The sequence below is a fragment of the Rubrobacter tropicus genome (genome assembly GCF_011492945.1).
In the GTDB taxonomy this organism is placed as follows: domain Bacteria; phylum Actinomycetota; class Rubrobacteria; order Rubrobacterales; family Rubrobacteraceae; genus Rubrobacter_D; species Rubrobacter_D tropicus.
The window spans coordinates 1,095,340-1,114,552 of record NZ_CP045119.1; the positions used below are offsets into that span (position 1 = coordinate 1,095,340).

Here is a 19,213-nt window from a genome sequence, read left to right on the forward strand (position 1 = left end):
TCGCAGGATAGGGGGTAAATCTTGGAGATCCGGGCCCTGACGGTCGTCTTCTGGGTGACGGTCGCCATCGCCGCGGGCTGGGTGGCCGTCTCCGCGTGGGACTACGAGTTCGTCAGGGGGATGCTCGGGGAGAAAGGTTCGCGGCTCGCGACCACGCTCCTGATGGGTACCATGGCGCTACTGTCCGGCCTGCTGGTGTTGCACCACAGGCGGTCCGCCGGGGACGAGGATTACTGGACGGGGGCCGAGCTCGTTTACGCCCTGGCCCTCTTCCTGTCGCTGTTCTACGGTGTCTACGGCTTTTTCGGCTGGTTCTTCTACGCCTGAGCGGCGGGCGGCGTTGGACAGCCGTTGGGCGCGACGATAGGATCTGGCCCGTACTGCAACCGTCGCGAGGAAGCGTGTTCGTGGATTTTTTGCGCAAGATGGTGCCCGGGGGCGTTGAACGCTACCTGGAGGGTATCGAGTTCCCGATCGAAAAGCGGGAGCTTACGGAGCGCCTGCAGAGAAACGGGGTGCCCGGCCCTGTGGTGGACCAGGTTCGCCGGCGCCTGCCCGAGGGGCGCTTTTCCGGTCCCCAGGGCGTCCTGAAGCGTCTGCGGCGCTGATGGTGCCGGAGAGTTCGAGGAGGGGAGCGGCCGGGCGTGAGTGATTGGGTCCTCGGTGTTCTGGAGACGCTCGGGTATCTTGGTCTGGTCCTCGTCCTGATCGCCGAGAACCTGTTCCCGCCTATACCCTCCGAGGTGGTACTGCCGCTCGCCGGTTTCTTTGTCGGCCAGGGGAGCTTCGGCTTCGTCGGGGCCGTGGTTGCCTCCACCCTGGGGTCCGTGCTCGGCGCCCTGGCCCTCTACGCGATGGGCCGCCACGGCGGACGCCCGCTGGTGCTCCGCTACGGCGCCTGGCTGCGCGTAACCCCCGAGCTACTGGACAGGGCCGACGGCTGGTTCGCCCGGCACGGCGACGCCGTGGTGCTGTGGGCGAGGATGGTCCCGCTGGCCCGCAGCGTCGTCTCCGTGCCCGCCGGCATCGTCAGGATGCCGCTCGGGCGTTTCATCGCCCTCACCACCCTCGGATCCGCGGCCTGGAACGCGCTCCTGATCGGCTGCGGCTGGGCGCTAGGCGCCAATTGGGAGCGCGTGAGCGAGGTCGCCGGCTCCTACTCGGACGCGGTGCTGGTCGTCCTCGTCCTGGGCGCCGCGGTCGTGGGCCTCTACCTCCTGCTCCGCCGCGGGTCCGCCTCCCGACCCCGGCTGTGCCGGCGCCTGGGGTGGGGCCTCGTGGGCGCGAGCCCGGCCAGCCTGGCGCTGTGCGCCCTGGCAGAGCCGCCGCTTGCCGTCGCGCTGTACCTGTTTACGCTGGTGGGCGCGCCCGTCGGCGCGACGATCGTCCGCGGCGCGCGGCAGGAAGGGTAGGGGTTCGCGCCGCGGGCGGGCCCTACGCCATGGCGAACGAGACGTAGACCCAGACCACGGCGGCCGTCAGGACGACGACCACGATCAGCAACTCCCTCATCGACGGGTTCCTTCCTCCGGTTTTACGATCAGCCCCGCGTGCCGGCTCCGTCCCGCGCCGGGATCGCCTCCTCCCCCGAAACCCGGCATTCGTCCGAACCTACGCTACTCGTTCTGGCTCAGGAAGAGCAGGTAGAGGAACGTCAGCAGGGAGGTCAGGGCGGCGGCGAGGTACGTGCAGGCCGCGGCGGTGAGGACCCGCTTCGTGCCGCCGGCTTCGGCCTGCGAGAGGACGCCGTAGCGGGTAAGGAGGCCGTAGGCGCGGGTGGAGGCGTTGACCTCCACGGGCAGCGTGACGACGTGGAAGGCCAAGACCGCGAGGAAGAGTATCGCGGCGAGCTGGATAAAGAAGGCGCCCCCGATCCCGATGATGCCGAGAAAGAACAGCGGCATCCAGACCTGGCTGCTGATCGAGACGACGGGGAAGAGGCCGGAGCGGAGCTTCATCGGCAGGTAGCCGCCCGCGTCCTGGATGGCGTGGCCGCATTCGTGGGCCGCGACGCTCACGGCCGCCACGGAGTTCCGCCCGAAGTTGCCCTCCGAGAGCCGCACCGTCTTCGAGCGCGGGTCGTAGTGGTCGGTCAGCGTCCCCGGCACCGGCTCGACGCGCACGCCGGACAGGTTGTTGCGGTCCAGGATCTGGCGCGCCACCTCGGCCCCCGTCATGCCGCTGGCGCTCGCCTTCTTGGAGTATCTTGAGTAGGAGCTCTTCACCCACAACGCCGCCGCCCCGAGACGAGCATGCCCAGAACCATCACCAGAACGTAACCGAACACCGTAGCCCTCCTTCGTGTATTCACGATTTTCTTCGGTTTCCGCCCCACATGATGACCCGCGACGGTAAGAGGGGGGTAAGCGAGGCGTCCCCGTCGGCGCGGGATAGAATCCCGTCAGGCTCCAGGGAGGTGAGATGAGACCGGGAACGCGAGTTTTGATCGTCGAAGACGACCGCCCCATAGCCCGCCTCGTCCAGCTGGAGTTGGAGCACAGGGGCATGAGCGTGATGTGCGCCCACGACGGCCCGTCGGGGCTCGAAGCCGCGGAATCTTTCGGTCCGTCCGTGGTCGTGCTCGACATCATGCTGCCCGGCGTGGACGGCGTCGGGGTGTTGAGGAGCCTGCGCCGGCGGGGGGATCGGGTGCCGGTGATCATGCTCACGGCCAGGGACACGCCGGCCGACAAGATCCACAGCCTCGACGCCGGCGCGGACGACTACCTCACGAAGCCGTTCGACACGGGGGAGCTCCTGGCGAGGATAAGGGCCCTCCTGAGGCGGGCAGAGGGAGACGAAGTATTGAGGGTGGCTGACCTCGAGGTGAACACGGCGACCCGGGAGGTCAGGCGCGGCGGGAGGGAGGTCGAGGACCTGACCGCCAGGGAGTACGAGCTTCTCGAGTTCATGGCGCGCAACCCCAGGCGGGTGCTCGGGCGGGACCTCCTGCTCTCGCGGGTCTGGGGGCAGGAGATCGGGATCGAGACGAAGGTCGTCGACGTCTACGTCGGCTACCTGCGCCGGAAGCTCGAGATGCCTGGCGAAGGGCGGCTCATCCGGACCGTGCGCGGAGCCGGTTACGCCCTGAGGGAGCCGTAAGGTGCCGATAAGGTGGCGCCTCACCGTCTACAACGCCCTCTCCATCGGGGCGATCCTGTTGGCCCTGGGCTTCGCCTCTTTCCTGCTCTTGCGCGACGCCGCCCTCTCGGACGTGGAGGACGACGTCAGGGGCCGGGCCCTCGCCGTCGCCAGGACTGTCGAGTCCGGCGGCGAGCTTCCCCCCGACGAGGCCGAGCGTTCCTCGCTCGGCGACGAGTTCCTGATCGTGCGCGACGGCCGGGGCCGGGTCCTGGACCCCGACTGGCTCAAAAACTCCCCGCGGATACGGATTGAAGACCCCCTCTGGGCCAGGGCGCTCGAGACGGGTGGGCCGGTAGGGGGCGAGGCCGACTACTCGCCGCAGGAGGCGCCCGACTACGTCTACGCCGTGCCCGTGGACCCGCCCGAGGGACCGGCGCGCGTGGTCGAGGTGGGCCGTTCCTACGGGTCGGTAACGGAGACCCTGAACGCCTTCGCCCTGCTCCTGGTCGGGGCCGTCCTCGTGGCGCTCGTGCTCTCGGTGGTCGGAGCGTACGTGCTCGCGCGGGCCGCGCTCGCCCCCGTGGACGCCGTCGCGCGGTCGGCGCGACAGATCGGGGCCGGCGACCTCGGCCGCCGCCTGCCCGTGGCCCGCCCCGGCGACGAGCTGGGCCGCCTGACCACCACCATCAACGACCTCCTGGCCCGACTGGAGGCGTCGTTCGCCAGGAGGGAGGAGGCGCTCGCCCGCCAGCGGCGCTTCGCCGCGGACGCCAGCCACGAACTCCGCACGCCCCTCACTTCCATCGCCGGATACGCCAGGATGCTCAAGAGTTGGGGGCTCGAGAACCGGGAGGCCGGGCGCGAAGGGGTGGAGGCCATCCTGGAGGAGTCCGAACGCATGCGGGTTCTCGTGGAAGACTTGCTCGTCGTGGCCCGCGGCGACGAAGGGGGGATGCCGCTGGAGCCCGCGCCGAACGACCTCGGGGCACTGGCCGCCGAGGCGGTCGGCGCGGCCCGGGCCGCGGCAGGAGGCAAGGTGGTGGTCCAGTACGTGCCGCCGAAGGAGCCCGTCGGGGCCGTCTTCGATGGGGCCCGCATCCGCCGGGCCGCGGACATCCTGCTCGACAACGCGGTCAAGTACACGCCGGAGGGCGGCGTCGTTACCGTTGGCGTCGCGCGGGAGGGCGGCCTGCTAAGGCTGCGGGTCTCCGACACGGGGGCCGGCATCCCGAAAGAAGACCTGCCCCGCGTCTTCGAGCGCTTCTACCGGGCCGATCCGGCGCGCTCGGAGGGCGGAACGGGCCTGGGGCTCTCCATAGCGCGTCAGATCGCCAGGGCCCACGGCGGCGAGGTCGAGGCCGCGAGCAGACCGGGCAAGGGCTCGACCTTCGTCCTGAGCCTCCCCGAAAACGGACCGGGCTAAGAGCCAGCCCCGCTCTCGTCGTCGCGCGCGTAGCGGTGGCGGAGCTCGACGGGCCGCTCCTGGGCCCGCTGCCGGCGGCGGCGGACGCGGATGTTCAGGAACTCGACGAAGACCGAGAAGCCCATGGCGAAGTAGATGTAACCCTTCGGGACGTGCTGGTCGAAGCCCTCCAAGAGCAGGGCGAGGCCGATCAGGAGCAAGAAGCTCAGGGCGAGCATCTTTATGGTGGGGTGGCGGTTCACGAAGCCGCTGATGGCCTCCGCGGATATCAGCATGACCAAGACGGCGATGATGACGGCGGCGATCATGACGATGATCTCGTCCACCATGCCGACGGCCGTGATGACCGAGTCGAGCGAGAAGACGATGTCCAAAAGCAGGATCTGGACGAGCACCCCGGCGAAGGTTGCCCGCGCCTTCGCGCTCGAGTGCCCCTCCTCGCCCTCGAGGTTCTCGTGGATCTCGTAGGTGCTCTTGCCCAGCAGGAAGAGCCCGCCTCCGATCAGGATGAGGTCCCTGCCGGAGATCTCCTGCCCTATCACGGTGAAGAGGGGCTCCGTGAGGCGGATGACCCAGCTCAAGGAGAGGAGCAGCAGGATGCGGGTGATCAGGGCCAGGGCCAACCCCAGGCGCCGGGCGCGGGCCCTCTGGTGCTCGGGCAGCTTGTCCGCCAGGATCGAGATGAAGACCACGTTGTCGATGCCGAGCACGATCTCCAGCAGCGTCAGCGTGAGCAGCGCGACGAGGTTCTCCGGGCTAAACAAGACGTCCAAGCTCTAGGGTCCTTTCCTCTGCGGGTTTCTTCGGCGGGCGATCGCGCCATGCTACCCGATGATCCCCGGACTTACACGCTCTTACCGTCTTCTTAAGGTGCTGCGGAACAATGGACGCCGTGATGCACACTAGCGTTTTGGAGGAGCAGATGGCGGTCGCTGAGGCCTTGATACCGGGCTCCGAAGTCCGCGTCCCGGACCATCCGGGCGCACCCATCGAGCTGCGCGGGGAGTTCGATCTCTTCGAGCTACGTTCCCTGGTGGCGGCCCTCGAAGGACCCGCGGGTTCCACTGATCCCGTCAGGATCGACCTCTCCGGCGTCACCTTCCTCGACGTGCGGTGCGCCCGCGAGCTGGTGGTCCGCTCTTTCCCGCGCGGCGACCGGCTGACGTTGGGCAACGCCTCCCGGGAGGCCGAGAGGAGCCTCAGGGCTTGCGCGAAAGGCCTGCCCGGCGGACGCGTCTCCAGTACCAAATAAACCGAAAACGGAGGTTGAGGATGGACGTAATAAGGTTGATCTTCTCGATCCTGCTGCCGCCCCTCGGGGTTTTCTTGCAGGTCGGGTTCGGGCTGCAATTCTGGCTGAACATCCTGCTCACGATACTCGGCTACGTCCCCGGGGTGATACACGCCGCCTACATCATCTTCACGAGGCGTTGAGCGTGACCCCGAAGATAAGGTGGATTTGATGCCGGAAGAAGATCGAGCGGACAGCCCCGCCGACGAGCAGGAAATAGGACCGTTGAACGGGGCAAACGGGGCCGTGGAAACGCTCGAAAACAGGTTCGGCGGCAAGTGGCCCCAGCGGATGAGAAGAGGGGCGCCGTGATGCTGGTAGGCCTCGTCCGTCCGTTTCTGTGGAACGAGGGGCCGCACGCGGCCGGGGGTACGGCTTGGACGAGGTAGTCTCTTCTGGCGTAAGGATCTCCGCGGCCCTGATCCTGGTCCTGCTGAACGGGCTGTTCGTGGCCGCCGAGTTCGCCTTCGTCAGGATACGCTCGACGCAGGTTGACCGGCTGGTCGCGGAGCGCAAGCCTTCCGCCGGCCTCGTCAAGGTGGCCCGCCAGAAGCTCGACCAGTACCTCGCCGTCTGCCAGCTGGGCATCACGATCTGCTCGCTCGGCATCGGCGCCCTCGCCGAGCCTGCCATAGCAGATCTCATAGAGCCGTGGCTCGGCACCCTGGGCGTACCCGACGCCCTGCTTCACCCCATAGCCCTCACGATAGCCCTCTCCATTGCCTCGTTCTTGCACGTGGTCTTCGGGGAGCTCGCGCCCAAGACCTTCGCCATCCAGAAGGCCGAGGGGACCTCGCTGTTCGTCGCCCCCTTCATGCGGTTCTTCTACTACCTGCTCCTGCCCTTCACCGTGGTCTTCAACGGGACCGCCAACGCCATAACGGGAGCCCTGGGGGTGGCGCCGGCCTCCGAATCCGACGAGACGCATTCGGAGCAGGAGATCCGCCAGCTCATCGCCCAGAGTACCCGGCAAGGAGTCTTGGAACACGACGAGGAGGAGATGATCGAGGGCATCTTCGAGCTCGAGGACACGCCGGTGCGTGAGATCATGGTTCCGAGGCCTGATGTCGCCGTGCTACCGGCCGGGATGGGCCTGGAGGAGCTTTTCGCCGTCGCAGCGGAGGGCCATCACACCCGCTACCCGGTCCAGGAGGATGACTCGCCGGACAGGGTACTCGGGATGGTCCACGTCAAGGACGTGCTCCGGGCCGTGAGGGCGGAAGGGCCGGGGGCGAGGGTGACGGCCCGCGACCTCGTGCGAGAGGTCTTGACGGTCCCCGAGAGCAGGCGCGTCAGCGACGTGCTCAGGGACCTGAGGCAGCGGGAGATACGGGTCGCCATCGTCATCGATGAGTGGGGCTCCTTCGAGGGCCTGGTCACCGTCGAAGACATCGTCGAGGAGATAGTCGGCGAGCTTCGCGACGAGTTCGACGAAGAAGAGCCGCTCGTCCGCGAGATCGCCGACGGTTACCGGATGGACGGCCGCACCCCGATAGGGGTCGTCAACGAGGTTCTCGACTCCGAACTCGCCAGCGAGGAGTTCGAGACCGTGGGCGGCTTTGTCTTCGGCCAACTCGGACACGCCCCATCGGTCGGCGACGAGGTGCGCCTCGACGGCCACCTCCTGCGCGTGGAAGAGGTGGACGGGGCCCGCATCGTGAGCGTGGCCGCGCGGAGGAACCCGGGTTAAAGCCACCAACTATTATTGGCGGCCCCTACAGTCGGGCGGTCAACCCGCCAGGGCCGGCGTCCGGGGGACGTTCACCCCGATCAGGCAATCCCGCGTGACGAGATCCGCCAGTCCTTCTTCGTCCAGGCCTTCCGTGCCGGGCGGACGCATCGGCAGCACCATGTAGCGGACGTCGGCGGTGCTGTCGTGGACCGCGACCCGGGTCTCCCCGGGCGGCTCGAAGCCGAACTCGCGCATGACGGCGCGGGGTTCGCGGACGGCGCGGGAACGGTACTCGAAGCTCTTGTACCAGTCCGGCGGCCGGCCGAGCACGTTGCGGGGGTAGCAGGAGCAGAGGGTGCAGACTATGAGGTTGTGAACCTCCGGCGTGTTTTCAACGACCACGAGTTCCGGCGACGCGACCGCGTCTATGCCGAACTCGATGGCGGCCGCCTTACCGTCGGAGAGGAGGCGGGCCTTGAAGCCTTCGTCGGTCCAGGCGTGGGCGACGAGGCGCGCGCCGTTGGCGGGGGAGCGGGAGTCCATGTACCTGATGTTGTCCTGGATCTCGGCCTCCGTGACGACGCCCTTCTCGACGAGCAACGCCTCCATCGCCCGGACCCGCGCGGCGAGCGGGCTTCTGGCGCTTCCCGAACTCGTCTCGTGGTGGTGACCGTGGCTCATTTGCCTCCTCCAGGCTCCAGCCAGTGCTCGTAGACGTCCGCGTAGAGCGGGTCTTCCGCCGGCCCCCCATAGTCCGGCCAGAGCTCGCCCTGGGAAAATCCGACCTTGTAGAGGACCCGTTCCGGCTCTCCCGAGAGTCCGTAGGCGAGGTCTTCGGGGTTTGGGAAGGCGCCGAGGACGCGCTCGATCTTCCCGTCTTTCCCTTTCAGGTAGTCCGGCGTGCGGACGTGGCCCGGCTTGGCGCCTGGCCGCACCCTGACGGGGTCGCCGGGTGCGAAGCGGGCCGTCACGCGCCGTCCCAGCGGTGGTGGATCTCGGCGGCCTTCTCGTCTATCTCGACCTTCGCGAGGATTCCCTTTTCGACGAGGAGCTTCTCCGTGGCCGAGGCCCAGCGCTCGTAGTAGGCGAGGTCGCGGTAGTTGGGGAGCGACTCTATGGCGCGGCGGTGCTCGTCCGTGGTCTGCAGGCCCTTCTTGCCGAGCGCCGCGTTTATGGCGTCCGCTATACGCTCCCAGTCCTCGGGCTCGCGGACCTCCTTGCCCACGGGCCCGGCCGGCTCGCCGCCCATGTCGTGGGGGCCAGACACGGCCTTCCTACCTGACCCTGAGGACTTCCTCGATGGGCGGGCGCTCGACGAGTTCCTCGACGTACTCCTGGAGCTGGAGGCCGTCCGGGGTCGCGACGGCGTGGAGGTAGTCGCTGAACTGGAAGGGGGAGACGGGGGCGTCCGGGTCGCTCGTCTGGTTCAGGCGTCCTTCCTGCCTCATGCGCCGGGCCACCGCGCGCAGGACCGCGTAGGACATGCGCGAGAGGTCGCGGAGGGGCTGGTGGCGGTTCTGGCGGGTGCCGAGGTCGACCTGGGCCATCGCGTCGAGGCCCACCTTCTTGTAGGCGTCGATCATGATGCCCGTCTCCACGGCGTAGCCGGTCAAAAACGGGATGGAGCGGAAGAGCTCCCTGTCCGCCACGAACTCGCCGGCGAGCGGCTGCACGAAGCCCGTAAGCTCTGGGTAGAACAGGTTGAAGAGCGGCTTGGTCGAGAGCTCGGTCACCCTGCCGCCGCCGTCGACCTGGAGCGCCTCCTGGCTCTTGAACGGGCGCCTGTAGGCCGCCTTGACGTAGCGAACCGTCGGGTCCTCCAGGATGGGGCCGAGGACGCCGTAGACGAGCTGGGGCTCGAAGTCCTTCGTGTCCGTGTCCATGTACATCACGAGGTCGCCGCGGGCCACGGAGAGGGAGCGCCACATCGCGTCGCCCTTGCCGTGGGCGCCGCCGTGCTCGCGCATCAGCTCGTTCTCGGAGAAGACCTCGGCGCCCCGGTCGGCGGCGACGTCAGCCGTGCCGTCCGGGGAGTCGGCGTCGACGACCAGGATCTGGTCGACCAGCGGGTTCCCGTTCGTGCGGCGGTTTACCGCGTGGATCTCATCGATGATGCCGCCTATCGTGTCGGCGACGTTTCGGGAGGGTAAGACCGCGCTCACGGTCAGGCCGCGCTCCCGCTTCAGGTGGCCCATCTTCTCCAGGTCGGAGAACTGGCGGAAGTCATATGACCTATGCTTGAACCAATCTCTGGCGTCCATGTGTCACACGCCCCTCTCGTAGCATCTCCATCACAGCCCCGGTACGCTATCGCACTATGTGCCGTTTGTCCAATACTTGCTGGGACGGTGGCGCGGACTTCTGTGCCCCGGCGCCGGGATGATAGAATCCATGCCCGTTTTGGGGAGACGTTGCAGGCGAGCCGATCGAGAGACCCAACCCACGTGCGAATAGTCTTGACCAACGACGACGGAATAGACGCCCCGGGCCTCCTGGCGGCCCGCCAGGCCTTGGAGAAGGTCGCCGACGTCCTGACCGTCGCCCCCGACCAGAACCGCAGCGGCGTCGGGCGCAGCATCTCCTTCGGCCGTCCCCTGCACGTCGAGGAGCGCCGGATGGCCGACGGCGTGAAGGGCTACGCCTGCTCAGGCACCCCCGTGGACTGCGTGCGCCTCGTGGCCCTGGGCCTCATGGACTTCGAGCCCGACATCGTCGTCGCCGGGATCAACCACGGCGAGAACCTCGGCGACGACATAACCTATTCGGGCACCGTCGCGGGCGCCATGGAGGGCATAGTAATAGGCGTTCCCGGCATCGCGGTCTCTTTGAGCATAGACCGCCCCTGGCACGAGAGCGCCGAGGAGCTCGGCCCCATGAACGGAAACCTCCACTTCGAGGCGGCAGCCGAGTTCGTCGCCCGGCTGGCGAAGGTGGCCCTTGAGGGATTGCCCGAAGGGCGCATCCTCAACGTCAACGCCCCGAACAAGACCCGCGAGGACCTGAAAGGCGCGCGGGTTACCAGGCTCGGGCGCAGGATGTACAAGGACGAGCTCGTCGAGGTAAAAGACGAGGAGGGCAGGGTCGGGTACGACATCTACAACAACCCGCCGGGCTACCACGAGGAGAACGGCACCGACTTCGCGGCCATAGCGGACGGTGAGATCAGCGTAACGCCGGTCCACCTGGAGCTCACGGACGACGCGGGCCTGGAAGAGATCGGCACCTGGGACGTGGGTTCCCTGCTGAACGGCACCCTCGGCTAGTGCTCACCGCCGCCCTCTTCGATTTCGACGGCACGCTCGTGGACACGACGGAGATGATCTTCCAGTCGATGCGCCACGCCACGACCTCGGTCCTCGGCCGCGACGACATCCCCCGCGAGGAGCTTCTCGCCAACGTCGGCCAGCCCCTCCCGCGCCAGATGGAGATCCTGGACGCCGAGAAGGCCGAGCTCCTCCTCGAGTCCTACCGCGCCCACCACGAAGAAAACCACGACGACCTGATCCGCGAGTTCCCCGGCATAGCCGAGTCTCTCCAGCGCCTCCGCGACGCGGGCGTAAAGGTCGCCGTCGTAACCTCCAAACGCCGCCGCTCCGTCGAAATGGCCCTGGAGGCGCTCCCGAGCCTCGACCTCGTGGTCGACCGCTTCGTTACCCTGGAGGACACGACGGAGCACAAACCAAACCCCGAGCCCCTCCTGAGGGGCCTGGAGCTCGTCGGAGACGTTCCGAAAGAGAACGCCGTCTACGTCGGAGACTCCCCGTTCGACGTGCAGGCGGCCAGGGCCGCGGGCCTCCGCAGCGTCGCCGTGAGCTGGGGCGCCTTCTCCGAGGACACCTTGCGCCAGGCCGAACCCGACCACCTCGTACCCGACATCGACTCTGCGGTGGACGTGCTCCTGGGCGGCGAGCTCTAAAACGCCGGCTAGAGCGCTCCCACGGCCCTCGCCAACCCTTCCAACTCTTCCCCCGTGTTGAAGAGGTGCGTGCTGGCCCGGACGTACGGGACGCGGGCCGGGACGTAGCGCAGGACGAAACGTTGGCGAAGCAGGCGTTCGGCGGCCTCCTTGGCCTCCACGCCCCCGATCTCGAAGCTGACGAGACCGCTGTGCGCCGGCCTCGGCGAGCGCAGGGTGACACGCGGTAGCCCGGAGAGAAGGTCCATCAGGAGGTCCGCCTTGCGACGGATCTCCCCGAATCCCGCTTCTCCGCGCTCCCGGACGCCCCGCGCCGCCTCCGCGAAGCCGCCCGCGAGCGCGGCGCTCATGGTCGAGGCCTCGAAGCGCCTGGCGTCGGGACGAAGGTCGTAATCGCCCGCCTTGTCGAAGTCGTACGGGCTCGGGAGCGAGAGGTAGCCGACGTTGGGGCTGTGGACGGGGAGGTTCGGTCTTACGTAGAACGCGCCCATGCCCTCGGGGCCGAGCACCCACTTGTGGCCCGTGAAGGCGTACATGTCAGCGCCCGTGGCGGGGACGTCCACGGGGATGTTCCCGACGGACTGGGCGCCGTCTACGAGGGTGAGGATGCCGCGGTCGCGGGCCAGGGCGCAGATCTCCTCCAGCGGTAGCACCTCTCCGTTTGTCCAGTCCACGTGGGAGAGCGCTATGAGGCGCGTTTGCGGGGTCAGGGCGGCCTCGACCTTCTCGGCCGTAACGGGCGGTTCAGCGAGGTGGACCTTTACGCCGAAGCGGCGGGCGGCGGCGTGTAGCGGCATGAGGCAGCCGGGGTGCTCGGTGGCGGTCGAAACTACCTCGTCGCCCTCCCGCCAGTCGATGGCGGCGACGCCGAGGTTCATGCCGTGGGTCGTGTTCTGGGTGAGGGCGACGTCGTTCGGGCCCGCGTTTACGAGGCTGGCGGCGGCCTCGCGAGCGCGGGTGTTCGCGTCGGCCTGGCGGGCGAAGAGGCCGGCGCCTTCGAGGTAGGCCGGGCCGGAGCAGAGGTCGTCGGCCCCGCGCATGGCGTCGATGACGCTTCGGGGAGGCGGGCCGCTGGCGCCGGAGTTCAGGTAGGCGAAGTCGTTGTCCGCGAGGGCCGGGAAGTCTTCTCTGGGGAGGTGTATTGCGGTGATGGGGGGTCCTTTCTCTGGTCCGAACGGCCGTTTTGTATAATAGCGGCTTCATGCAGAGCGGAGATCTGGCCAGGGTCGGCCGCCGCCGGCGCCGGGGGCGCAGGCGGGGCGGCAGCAGAATTCTTCAGAGGCTAAGGAACGTCTTCCTGCTCCTCTGCGCGGCGACGATCCTCGGTACGGTCGTCCTCTTCGTCAGCGCCGCCAACACCTACAGGGCCTTCGCCGAGGAGATGCCCGAGCTCGACAGCTACCGCTCGACGGAGCTCGCCCAGACCTCGACCGTCTACGACGCCAACGGCGAGGTCGTCGAGCAGCTCTACGGCGTGCAAAACCGCTTCGTCGTCGGCCTCGACAAGGTCGACCCCACCCTGAGGGACGCCGTCGTCGCCATAGAGGACCACCGCTTCGAGGAGCACAGGGGATTGGACTTCGAGGCGATAGGCCGCGCCGCCGTCGAGAACGTCAAGAACCTCTCCATCCAGGAGGGCGGGTCCACGATCACCCAACAGCTCATCAAGAACACCTACATCGCCCAGGAGCAACGCTACATCCCGTCTTTCCAGAGAAAATTCGTGGAAGGCTCGCTCGCCTGGCAGTACGAAAAAGAGCACTCCAAAGAGGAGATCCTGGAGCAGTACCTGAACACCGTCTACTTCGGCGCCAACGCCTACGGGGCCGAGGCGGCGGCCAAGACCTACTTCAACAAGAAGGCCGCCGACCTCACGCTCCCGGAGTCGGCCCTCCTGGCCGGCATCATCAACCTCCCCGGCGTCTACGACCCCTTCGCCGACCCCGAGACCTCCAAGAAACGGCGCGACGTCGTCCTCGACCGGATGCTCGAGTACGGCCACATAACCCAAAAAGAGCACGACGAGGCCGTTGAAACGGACCTGCAACTCAGCCGGGGACGCGTGGAGTACGAGAACGACAACGAGTACTTCCTGAATGCCGTGCGCAAGGAACTCGCCAGAGAGTACGGGGACGACGCGGTCTACGAGGGAGGGTTGAAGATCTACACCACCCTCGACCCCGAGCTGCAACAGATGGCAGACGACGCGGTGGATTCCGTGGTCGACCCCTCGGTCGGCGACCCTTCGGCCTCTCTCGTCTCGGTGGACCCGGGGACTGGCGCCGTGAGGGCGATGGTCGGCGGTTCGGACTTCAGGCAGGTCAAGTTCAACCTGGCGACGGAGGCACACCGCCAGTCCGGCAGCGCCTTCAAGCCCTTCGTCTACGCCGAGGCGGTCGACCAGGGGCTCTCGCCCGAGACCATGTACGTCTCCGAGCATCTCGAAGTGCCGATGGAGGACGAGGCACCCTACGTTGTCGACAACTACGACTTCATCGAGCGCGGGCCGATCACTTTAGACAAGGCGATGGCCGACTCGGACAACACCGTCTTCGTGCAGCTCGCCCTCGACCTCGGCCTGCAGAGGGTCGTCGACATGGCCCACGAGCTAGGTATCGAGAGCGAGATCGACGCCTACCCGTCGACCGCCATCGGGGGGCTCAGGATCGGGGTGACGCCGCTCGAGATGGCCTCCGCCTACTCGACCTTCGCCAACGCCGGCACCCACATGGAGCCGTACCTGGTCCAGAAGGTCACGCGCGAGGAGAACGGCGAGGAGGAGACGGTCGAGGAGCACCGCCTGGTAGGGGAGGAGGCTTTGAGCCGCGACGAGGCGGCCGTCGTGACCGAGTCTTTGCGCGGCGTGGTCGAGCGGGGAACGGCCAGCTACTACCACGACCTCGACGCCGAGATAGGGCGTCCCGCCGCGGGCAAGACGGGTACGAGCAACGAGTTCATAGACGCGTGGTTCGTCGGCTACATCCCGCAGCTCTCGACGAGCGTCTGGGTCGGCTACCCGAACGAGCGGCGCCCGATGGTCGGTATAAACGGCCTCGAGGAGATCAACGGCGAAAACTACCCGCTGGACATCTGGTCCCTCTACATGCAGAACGCGGCCCAGAAGTTCCCCGTCCAGGAGTTCGACACGCCGAGCCCCGACCTCGCCCTCGAAGTCAAGACGGACGAACAGGCCTACGTCAAACCCCCGCCACCGCCCGACCCCCCGGAAGAGGACGAGGAGCCGGCGGAAGATCCCACCGAAGATCCCGCGGACGAAACCTCCGCCACCAACGCCGAGCCAGATATCTTCGGCCAGGAAAACGGGCTCCCGTTCTCCGAAGATCCCGCACGACCTGAGACGCGACCCCGGACGCCCCGACGGCAACCCGGTGCCGCGGGCCAGGCCGCAGGGGATTCTTCGGTCCCGGCTGCGGGTCAACCGGAACAGCGGCCGGCCTCGCCTGCCCCGGCCTCCGCGTCGCCGGCGGCAGATCCCGAGCAGTAACCTGTGGTTCCACACGGGGCGTCGAGTACATTGCCCGGTGCGTCTACCCCTCCAGTGCCCTCAAGACCTCGTCGTGGACGACGCCGTTGGTGGCGATGAGGCCCTGGAGTCCGCGGTCCAGGGGAGCCGTCGAGGTCGGTGGCCCGGCCCCGGCCTCGGAGACGAGGAGGACCGTGGGAGCGTAGTCCCAGGCCGTGTTGCGGGTGCCGACGGAGACGTCGAGGTAGCCGGCGGCGAGCCAGGCCCCCTGATGCCGGCGCTTCCAGAGCGCGTAGCTGCCAGGAGTCGAAGAGGACTTTTTGCAGGCCCGGTTCTTGAGCCTTGCCCCAACCGCGCAGCGAGAGGTCGGCGCCCACGACCGCGTACTCCAGGCTCTTCGTCTCGCTGACGCGCAGGGGGATGGTCCGCCCGCCCGTCTCCCTGAAGGCCCCGCCCCCGAGGCGGGCGTGGTAGAGGTCCCCGATACGGGGGGCGGCCACGGCGGCGTGGGTTACCCGCCCGTTCTCCAGAACGGCCACGCAGGCGCAGTACATCGGGTTGGCCTTCGTATAGTTGGCCGTGCCGTCTACGGGATCGAGCAGCCACGTTCTACCCGTGTCGGAGATCTCGCCGCTCTGCTCCTCCGAGAGTATGGAATCCTCCGGGTAACGCTCGCGAATAGCCTCCACCATCAGCCTCTCGCAGAGGAGATCCACCTCGGTAACGACGTCCTTTGGGGCCTTCTCCACTATCTCCCCGACGTTCTCCGCGCGGGAGAGCTGCAACTCCCCCGCCCGCCGGGCAATGTCGCAGGCAAACTCGTGCACTTCTCTAGAATCGCTCATACGAAAGAGTCTACCCGGCTTCGCGCCCCGGTTCCCGAAAACGAAAGCCCCGCCCCGAAAGCGTCTCCGGGGCGGGGCTCCAAAAAAGCCGAAAGCCGATAGCTAAGGGCTGACAGCGCGGTTCGCGAAGCGAACCGCCTACCGCAGGTACTCGCGCAGGTTCTGGGTGCGGCGCTGCTCGCGCAGCAGGTTCAGGGTCTTCATCTGGATCTGGCGCACCCGCTCGCGCGTGATGTCGAACTCGCGGCCGACCTCCTCCAGCGTGCGCGGCCTGTCGTCCTTCATCCCAAAGCGGAGCTCTATGATCTGACGCTCCCGCTCGGGCAACTCGTCGAGCGCCTCGCGCAGGTGCGCCTTCAGAAGCGATTCGGAGACCGCGTCCGTCGGGGTGACCGAACCCGCGTCTTCGAGGAAGTCGCCGAGCTCCGAGGAGTCGTCGTCGCCGACCGGGGTGGCGAGGCTTATGCTCCTCTGGCTGATCTCCTGCAGCCGCTGTATCTCCTCGACGAAGACGCCGAGCTCAGCCGCTATCTCCTCTTCCGAGGGCTCGCGGCCGAGGCCCTGCACCATGCGCCGGTGCGTGCGGTGGTACTTGTTGACCTTCTCGACCATGTGGACCGGGATGCGGATCGTGCGCCCCTTGTCCGCGATGGCGCGGGTTATGGCCTGGCGGATCCACCACGTCGCGTACGTCGAGAACTTGAAGCCCTTCGACGGGTCGAACTTCTCGGCGGCCCGGATGAGACCGAGGTTGCCCTCCTGGATGAGGTCGAGGAACGAAACGCCCCTGTTCCTGTACTTCTTGGCGATCGAGACGACGAGCCTCAGGTTGGCCTCGACGAGCCTGTCCTTGCTCCTCTTGCAGCCCCTGGCGATGCCGTTGGCGAGGCGTATCTCGTCGGCGTGGGTGAGGAGTGCGACGCGCCCGATCTCGGCCAGGTACATCCTGATGGAGTCGCCGGTGGCGACGGCGTGGGCGATCTGGGCCGCGGGCGCCTCGGCCAACTGCGCCGCGGCGGCCGACTTGCCCCCGTTCTTGGCCGCCTCCGCGACCTCACTCGAGACGAGGGTTATGTCCTCCTCCTCCAGCGCCGCGTAGAATTCCTCGACCTCGGTCGCGGAGAGCTCACCCTCCTGAACGAGACCCGAGACCTCCTCCGTGCTGAGAAACCCCTGACTTCGTCCCCTGTTCAGAAGCTCGTCCGTCTTCTCAGCCAGCATCATGGAGTTCTCGGCCGCCATTGATCTCCTCTCGTAGCCGGTCTTACTACGCAGCTCTTCTCAACGTCGGAGGCACTTTTGTTAACTGCCCGTGAAAATTAACCCGCGTAGGGTAGCACACCACATATTGAGAGTCACTGGAATTTTCGCCTATTTCGTGTGTTTTCTATTACCTCTCGCCCGCTTGTATACAACACGGGTGATGTTTCGACAATGTTTCGGGGCTGTTTCGATCTTTTTTCGGCGGATTCTGGTCGGGGAGCGTTGGCGTGGACGCTCTTGCTACACTATCCGGCGTGATCCTGGACCGTCCAAACCTCGCGCGGACCCTCGGGGTCGAGGTCCCCCAAAGGGTCGATTCCGTCTGTGGCGTGACCCACGATTCCCGCGCCGTAGAACCGGGCTTCGCTTTCGTGGCGATCCCCGGCTTCAAACGCGACGGAACGGCGTTCGCCGCCGATGCGCTCGGCAGGGGCGCCTCTCTCATCGTGGCCGAACGCCCCGTGCCCGGCGCTCCGACGGCCGTCGTCCCTGACGCCAGGGGTGCCCTGGCGGCCCTCGCCCGCGAGGTCTTCGGGGACCCCTCCTCGAAGCTGGAGGTCTACGGCGTTACGGGAACCAACGGCAAGACGACCACGTCGTACGTGCTCCACTCCGTCCTGGCCGGGGCGTGCGGCGGGGGGACGTGCGGCCTGATGAGCACGGCCGAGACCATCGTGGCCGGGGAGCGGAGGCCTTCGGTTCGGACGACGCCGGAGGCGACGGAGGTGCAGGGGACGCTCGCCGAGATGCTACGGGCAGGCGTCGGACGGGTGGTGATGGAGGTCTCCTCCCACGGCGTCGCGCTCAGGCGGGTAACGGGCACGCGCTTTGCCGGCGCGCTCTTCACGAACCTGACCCGAGACCACCTCGACCTGCACGGCTCCATGGAGGAGTACTTCGCGGCCAAGCGCGAGCTCTTCCTCTGGACGGAGGGGCCGAAGCTCGCCAACGCGGAGGACGCGTGGGGCCGCAGGCTCGCCTCCGAGGTCGATGGCGTGCTGACCTTCGGCGGGACGGCGGGGGCGGACTACCGGGTCGAAGGGGTCGAAACGGCCGCCGGGGGGACCCGTTTCTCCCTGCGGTACCCCGAAGGAATACTCGACCTCGAAAGCCCGTTGCTCGGGCCGTACAACGTGCTCAACGTGGCGGGGGCCGCCGGGCTCGCGCTCGCCACGGGCGTGGAGTCCGGGGCCGTCGCGACGGCCGTGCGTGGGATGGGTCAGGTGCCGGGCCGGTTCGAGCGGGTAGTGGCCGCTGGGGAGCGTGGGTTCGAGGTGATCGTGGACTACGCCCACACCGACGTCGGGCTGGAGGCCGTGTTGCGGGTGGCCCGGGGCGTGTCCGAAGGAAGCGTCATCTGCGTCTACGGGGCCGCAGGCGACCGGGACGGGGCCAAGCGGCCTGCGATGGGGAGGGTGGCTTCGCTCTTCGCGGACCGGGGCATCGTAACCACGGACGACGCGTACACCGAGGACCCCGGTAAGATAGCCGGGGAGGTCGCGGCCGGGGCCGACCCTTCGCGGACCGAAGTCGAGTTGGACCGGCGGGCCGCGATCCGGCGCGCGCTCCTGGCCGCCCGTCCGGGGGACGTCGTTGTGGTGGCGGGCAAGGGGCACGAGACGGTGCAGCACCTCCCCTGGGGGGACGTGCCGTTCCACGACGCCAAGGTCGTCGAGGAGTTGCTGGCGGAGATGGGGCCAAACGGGAGGTAGGGGAGACTTGCAGGAAGGGACGAGGAGCGAAGTCGTGCGGAGGCTGCGGAGCGTGGAGGGGCACGTGCGCGGGGTCGAGAAGATGGTCGAGGAGGGCGACGTCACCTACGCCGACATCGTCCAGCAGACCAGCGCCATTTTTTCGGCCATCCGGCGCATAAACACGGTGCTTCTCAAGGACTTCGTCGAGGAGCGGGCCGGCCGCGACGGGGCTTCCGCGGAGATGATCAAAGACCTCGTCAAGGCAATCGACCGGGTGACGAAGTAGGCGTGGGAGGCGCCGGCCCCCGGACCCTGCTCCTCCTCTTTGTGGCCGTCGTCCCCGTGATCGTCGGTCTGGCGCTCGTCGCCGCCGTGCTGCTCCAGCGGGCGGGTTTCGGCCTCGTCGTGTGGGCGCTCGTGCCGTTCGCGGTCTCGATGCTGCTCATAGCAGGGCTTGGCGTCGTCCTCGGAAGGGCGGCGTCAAGGTCGTCGGACGATTCCCGTCAGGGGCGATCCCGAAATGACGATGGTGTATAGTCCC

The 19,213-nt window shown here is 67.6% G+C and carries 23 protein-coding genes; 14 read left to right on the forward strand and 9 right to left on the reverse strand.

Annotated features, from left to right (window positions below; translation table 11 throughout):
* Positions 1–21 precede the first annotated feature (21 nt).
* The 3 genes from GBA63_RS05235 (at position 22) to GBA63_RS05245 (ending at position 1,412) form a co-directional block, all read left to right on the forward strand.
* The gene (locus GBA63_RS05235; protein ID WP_166174110.1) at positions 22–327 is read left to right on the forward strand and encodes a hypothetical protein; all 306 of its coding nucleotides are present in this window, start codon (positions 22–24) and stop codon (positions 325–327) included.
* Positions 328–407: 80 nt separating this feature from the next.
* Positions 408–608 carry a DUF2795 domain-containing protein gene (locus tag GBA63_RS05240; protein ID WP_166174112.1) on the forward strand — a complete coding sequence of 67 codons (201 nt, stop codon included), beginning with the start codon at positions 408–410 and terminating at the stop codon, positions 606–608.
* 36 nt (positions 609–644) lie between these two features.
* Positions 645–1,412 (forward strand): DedA family protein, encoded by a 768-nt coding sequence (locus GBA63_RS05245; RefSeq protein WP_166174114.1) that lies wholly within the window; start codon positions 645–647, stop codon positions 1,410–1,412.
* Between the two features lie 204 nt (positions 1,413–1,616).
* On the opposite strand, the gene GBA63_RS05250 is transcribed toward GBA63_RS05245, so the two are convergent.
* Positions 1,617–2,225, reverse strand: coding sequence for a zinc metallopeptidase (locus GBA63_RS05250; RefSeq protein WP_266096304.1), 609 nt, complete (start codon positions 2,223–2,225; stop codon positions 1,617–1,619).
* A 196-nt stretch (positions 2,226–2,421) separates the two neighbouring features.
* On the opposite strand from GBA63_RS05250, the gene GBA63_RS05255 reads away from it, so the two are divergent.
* The gene (locus tag GBA63_RS05255) at positions 2,422–3,102 is read left to right on the forward strand and encodes a response regulator transcription factor (RefSeq protein WP_166174118.1); all 681 of its coding nucleotides are present in this window, start codon (positions 2,422–2,424) and stop codon (positions 3,100–3,102) included.
* Between the two features lies 1 nt (position 3,103).
* A complete protein-coding gene (locus tag GBA63_RS05260) occupies positions 3,104–4,507 on the forward strand; it encodes a sensor histidine kinase (RefSeq protein WP_166174120.1) in 1,404 nt (467 codons plus the stop codon).
* Here GBA63_RS05260 and GBA63_RS05265 read toward each other — a convergent pair.
* Positions 4,504–5,280 (reverse strand): TerC family protein, encoded by a 777-nt coding sequence (locus tag GBA63_RS05265; protein WP_166174122.1) that lies wholly within the window; start codon positions 5,278–5,280, stop codon positions 4,504–4,506. The genes GBA63_RS05260 and GBA63_RS05265 overlap by 4 nt on opposite strands.
* Positions 5,281–5,429: 149 nt before the next feature.
* Between GBA63_RS05265 and GBA63_RS05270 the strand changes: the two genes are divergently transcribed.
* The 3 genes from GBA63_RS05270 to GBA63_RS05280 all read left to right on the forward strand — a co-directional run bounded on the left by GBA63_RS05270 (position 5,430) and on the right by GBA63_RS05280 (position 7,488).
* On the forward strand, positions 5,430–5,759 hold the full coding sequence (locus tag GBA63_RS05270) for an STAS domain-containing protein (protein WP_166174124.1): 330 nt from the start codon (positions 5,430–5,432) through the stop codon (positions 5,757–5,759).
* A 20-nt stretch (positions 5,760–5,779) separates the two neighbouring features.
* The gene (locus GBA63_RS05275) at positions 5,780–5,941 is read left to right on the forward strand and encodes a YqaE/Pmp3 family membrane protein (RefSeq protein WP_166174126.1); all 162 of its coding nucleotides are present in this window, start codon (positions 5,780–5,782) and stop codon (positions 5,939–5,941) included.
* A 233-nt stretch (positions 5,942–6,174) separates the two neighbouring features.
* On the forward strand, positions 6,175–7,488 hold the full coding sequence (locus GBA63_RS05280) for a hemolysin family protein (RefSeq protein ID WP_228282323.1): 1,314 nt from the start codon (positions 6,175–6,177) through the stop codon (positions 7,486–7,488).
* Between the two features lie 39 nt (positions 7,489–7,527).
* On the opposite strand, the gene nthA is transcribed toward GBA63_RS05280, so the two are convergent.
* From nthA to GBA63_RS05300, 4 genes are read right to left on the reverse strand one after another with little or no spacing between them, the layout of a single operon-like run.
* A complete protein-coding gene (nthA, locus tag GBA63_RS05285) occupies positions 7,528–8,151 on the reverse strand; it encodes a nitrile hydratase subunit alpha (protein WP_166174128.1) in 624 nt (207 codons plus the stop codon).
* Complete coding sequence (locus GBA63_RS24145; RefSeq protein ID WP_207957084.1) at positions 8,148–8,441, reverse strand: SH3-like domain-containing protein; 294 nt, start codon at positions 8,439–8,441, stop codon at positions 8,148–8,150. The genes nthA and GBA63_RS24145 overlap by 4 nt, the downstream gene beginning before the upstream one ends.
* Positions 8,438–8,737 (reverse strand): SH3-like domain-containing protein, encoded by a 300-nt coding sequence (locus tag GBA63_RS24150; protein WP_166174130.1) that lies wholly within the window; start codon positions 8,735–8,737, stop codon positions 8,438–8,440. Before GBA63_RS24150 ends, GBA63_RS24145 begins: the two co-directional genes overlap by 4 nt.
* Positions 8,738–8,744: 7 nt before the next feature.
* Entirely contained in the window at positions 8,745–9,731 is a 987-nt protein-coding gene (locus GBA63_RS05300; RefSeq protein ID WP_166174132.1) for a glucosyl-3-phosphoglycerate synthase, read from the reverse strand.
* A gap of 183 nt (positions 9,732–9,914) precedes the next feature.
* On the opposite strand from GBA63_RS05300, the gene surE reads away from it, so the two are divergent.
* Complete coding sequence (surE, locus tag GBA63_RS05305) at positions 9,915–10,733, forward strand: 5'/3'-nucleotidase SurE (protein ID WP_166174134.1); 819 nt, start codon at positions 9,915–9,917, stop codon at positions 10,731–10,733.
* Positions 10,733–11,386 carry an HAD-IA family hydrolase gene (locus tag GBA63_RS05310; RefSeq protein ID WP_166174136.1) on the forward strand — a complete coding sequence of 218 codons (654 nt, stop codon included), beginning with the start codon at positions 10,733–10,735 and terminating at the stop codon, positions 11,384–11,386. The genes surE and GBA63_RS05310 overlap by 1 nt, the downstream gene beginning before the upstream one ends.
* Before the next feature lie 8 nt (positions 11,387–11,394).
* Here GBA63_RS05310 and GBA63_RS05315 read toward each other — a convergent pair whose 3' ends face one another.
* Positions 11,395–12,537, reverse strand: coding sequence for an aminotransferase class V-fold PLP-dependent enzyme (locus GBA63_RS05315; RefSeq protein ID WP_166179840.1), 1,143 nt, complete (start codon positions 12,535–12,537; stop codon positions 11,395–11,397).
* A 50-nt stretch (positions 12,538–12,587) separates the two neighbouring features.
* Here GBA63_RS05315 and GBA63_RS05320 point away from each other — a divergent pair, with 50 nt between their 5' ends.
* A complete protein-coding gene (locus GBA63_RS05320; protein WP_166174138.1) occupies positions 12,588–14,891 on the forward strand; it encodes a transglycosylase domain-containing protein in 2,304 nt (767 codons plus the stop codon).
* Here GBA63_RS05320 and GBA63_RS05325 read toward each other — a convergent pair.
* Both GBA63_RS05325 and GBA63_RS05330 read right to left on the reverse strand, forming a co-directional pair.
* Positions 14,822–15,715 (reverse strand): inositol monophosphatase family protein, encoded by an 894-nt coding sequence (locus tag GBA63_RS05325; protein WP_166174140.1) that lies wholly within the window; start codon positions 15,713–15,715, stop codon positions 14,822–14,824. The two genes, GBA63_RS05320 and GBA63_RS05325, sit on opposite strands and share 70 nt — an antisense overlap.
* A gap of 138 nt (positions 15,716–15,853) precedes the next feature.
* Complete coding sequence (locus GBA63_RS05330) at positions 15,854–16,957, reverse strand: sigma-70 family RNA polymerase sigma factor (protein ID WP_166174142.1); 1,104 nt, start codon at positions 16,955–16,957, stop codon at positions 15,854–15,856.
* Positions 16,958–17,205: 248 nt separating this feature from the next.
* Here GBA63_RS05330 and GBA63_RS05335 point away from each other — a divergent pair, with 248 nt between their 5' ends.
* The 3 genes from GBA63_RS05335 to GBA63_RS05345 are packed head-to-tail and all read left to right on the forward strand — an operon-like array spanning position 17,206 to position 19,209.
* Positions 17,206–18,690 carry a UDP-N-acetylmuramoyl-L-alanyl-D-glutamate--2,6-diaminopimelate ligase gene (locus GBA63_RS05335; protein ID WP_207957085.1) on the forward strand — a complete coding sequence of 495 codons (1,485 nt, stop codon included), beginning with the start codon at positions 17,206–17,208 and terminating at the stop codon, positions 18,688–18,690.
* 7 nt (positions 18,691–18,697) lie between these two features.
* Positions 18,698–18,958: a metal-sensitive transcriptional regulator gene (locus tag GBA63_RS05340; protein WP_166174144.1), complete on the forward strand. Its 261-nt coding sequence runs from the start codon at positions 18,698–18,700 to the stop codon at positions 18,956–18,958.
* A gap of 2 nt (positions 18,959–18,960) precedes the next feature.
* Positions 18,961–19,209, forward strand: coding sequence for a hypothetical protein (locus GBA63_RS05345; protein WP_166174146.1), 249 nt, complete (start codon positions 18,961–18,963; stop codon positions 19,207–19,209).
* Positions 19,210–19,213 lie beyond the last annotated feature (4 nt).

What these genes read in the sequence shown, in the direction of transcription:
- GBA63_RS05325 (WP_166174140.1), bottom strand. Translation starts at nt 15,715, where the DNA reads ATGAGCGATTCTAGAGAAGTGCACGAGTTTGCCTGCGACATTGCCCGG.
- GBA63_RS05330 (WP_166174142.1), bottom strand. Translation starts at nt 16,957, where the DNA reads ATGGCGGCCGAGAACTCCATGATGCTGGCTGAGAAGACGGACGAGCTT.
- nthA (WP_166174128.1), bottom strand. Translation starts at nt 8,151, where the DNA reads ATGAGCCACGGTCACCACCACGAGACGAGTTCGGGAAGCGCCAGAAGC.
- GBA63_RS05320 (WP_166174138.1), top strand. Translation starts at nt 12,588, where the DNA reads ATGCAGAGCGGAGATCTGGCCAGGGTCGGCCGCCGCCGGCGCCGGGGG.
- GBA63_RS05275 (WP_166174126.1), top strand. Translation starts at nt 5,780, where the DNA reads ATGGACGTAATAAGGTTGATCTTCTCGATCCTGCTGCCGCCCCTCGGG.
- GBA63_RS05255 (WP_166174118.1), top strand. Translation starts at nt 2,422, where the DNA reads ATGAGACCGGGAACGCGAGTTTTGATCGTCGAAGACGACCGCCCCATA.
- GBA63_RS05270 (WP_166174124.1), top strand. Translation starts at nt 5,430, where the DNA reads ATGGCGGTCGCTGAGGCCTTGATACCGGGCTCCGAAGTCCGCGTCCCG.
- GBA63_RS05300 (WP_166174132.1), bottom strand. Translation starts at nt 9,731, where the DNA reads ATGGACGCCAGAGATTGGTTCAAGCATAGGTCATATGACTTCCGCCAG.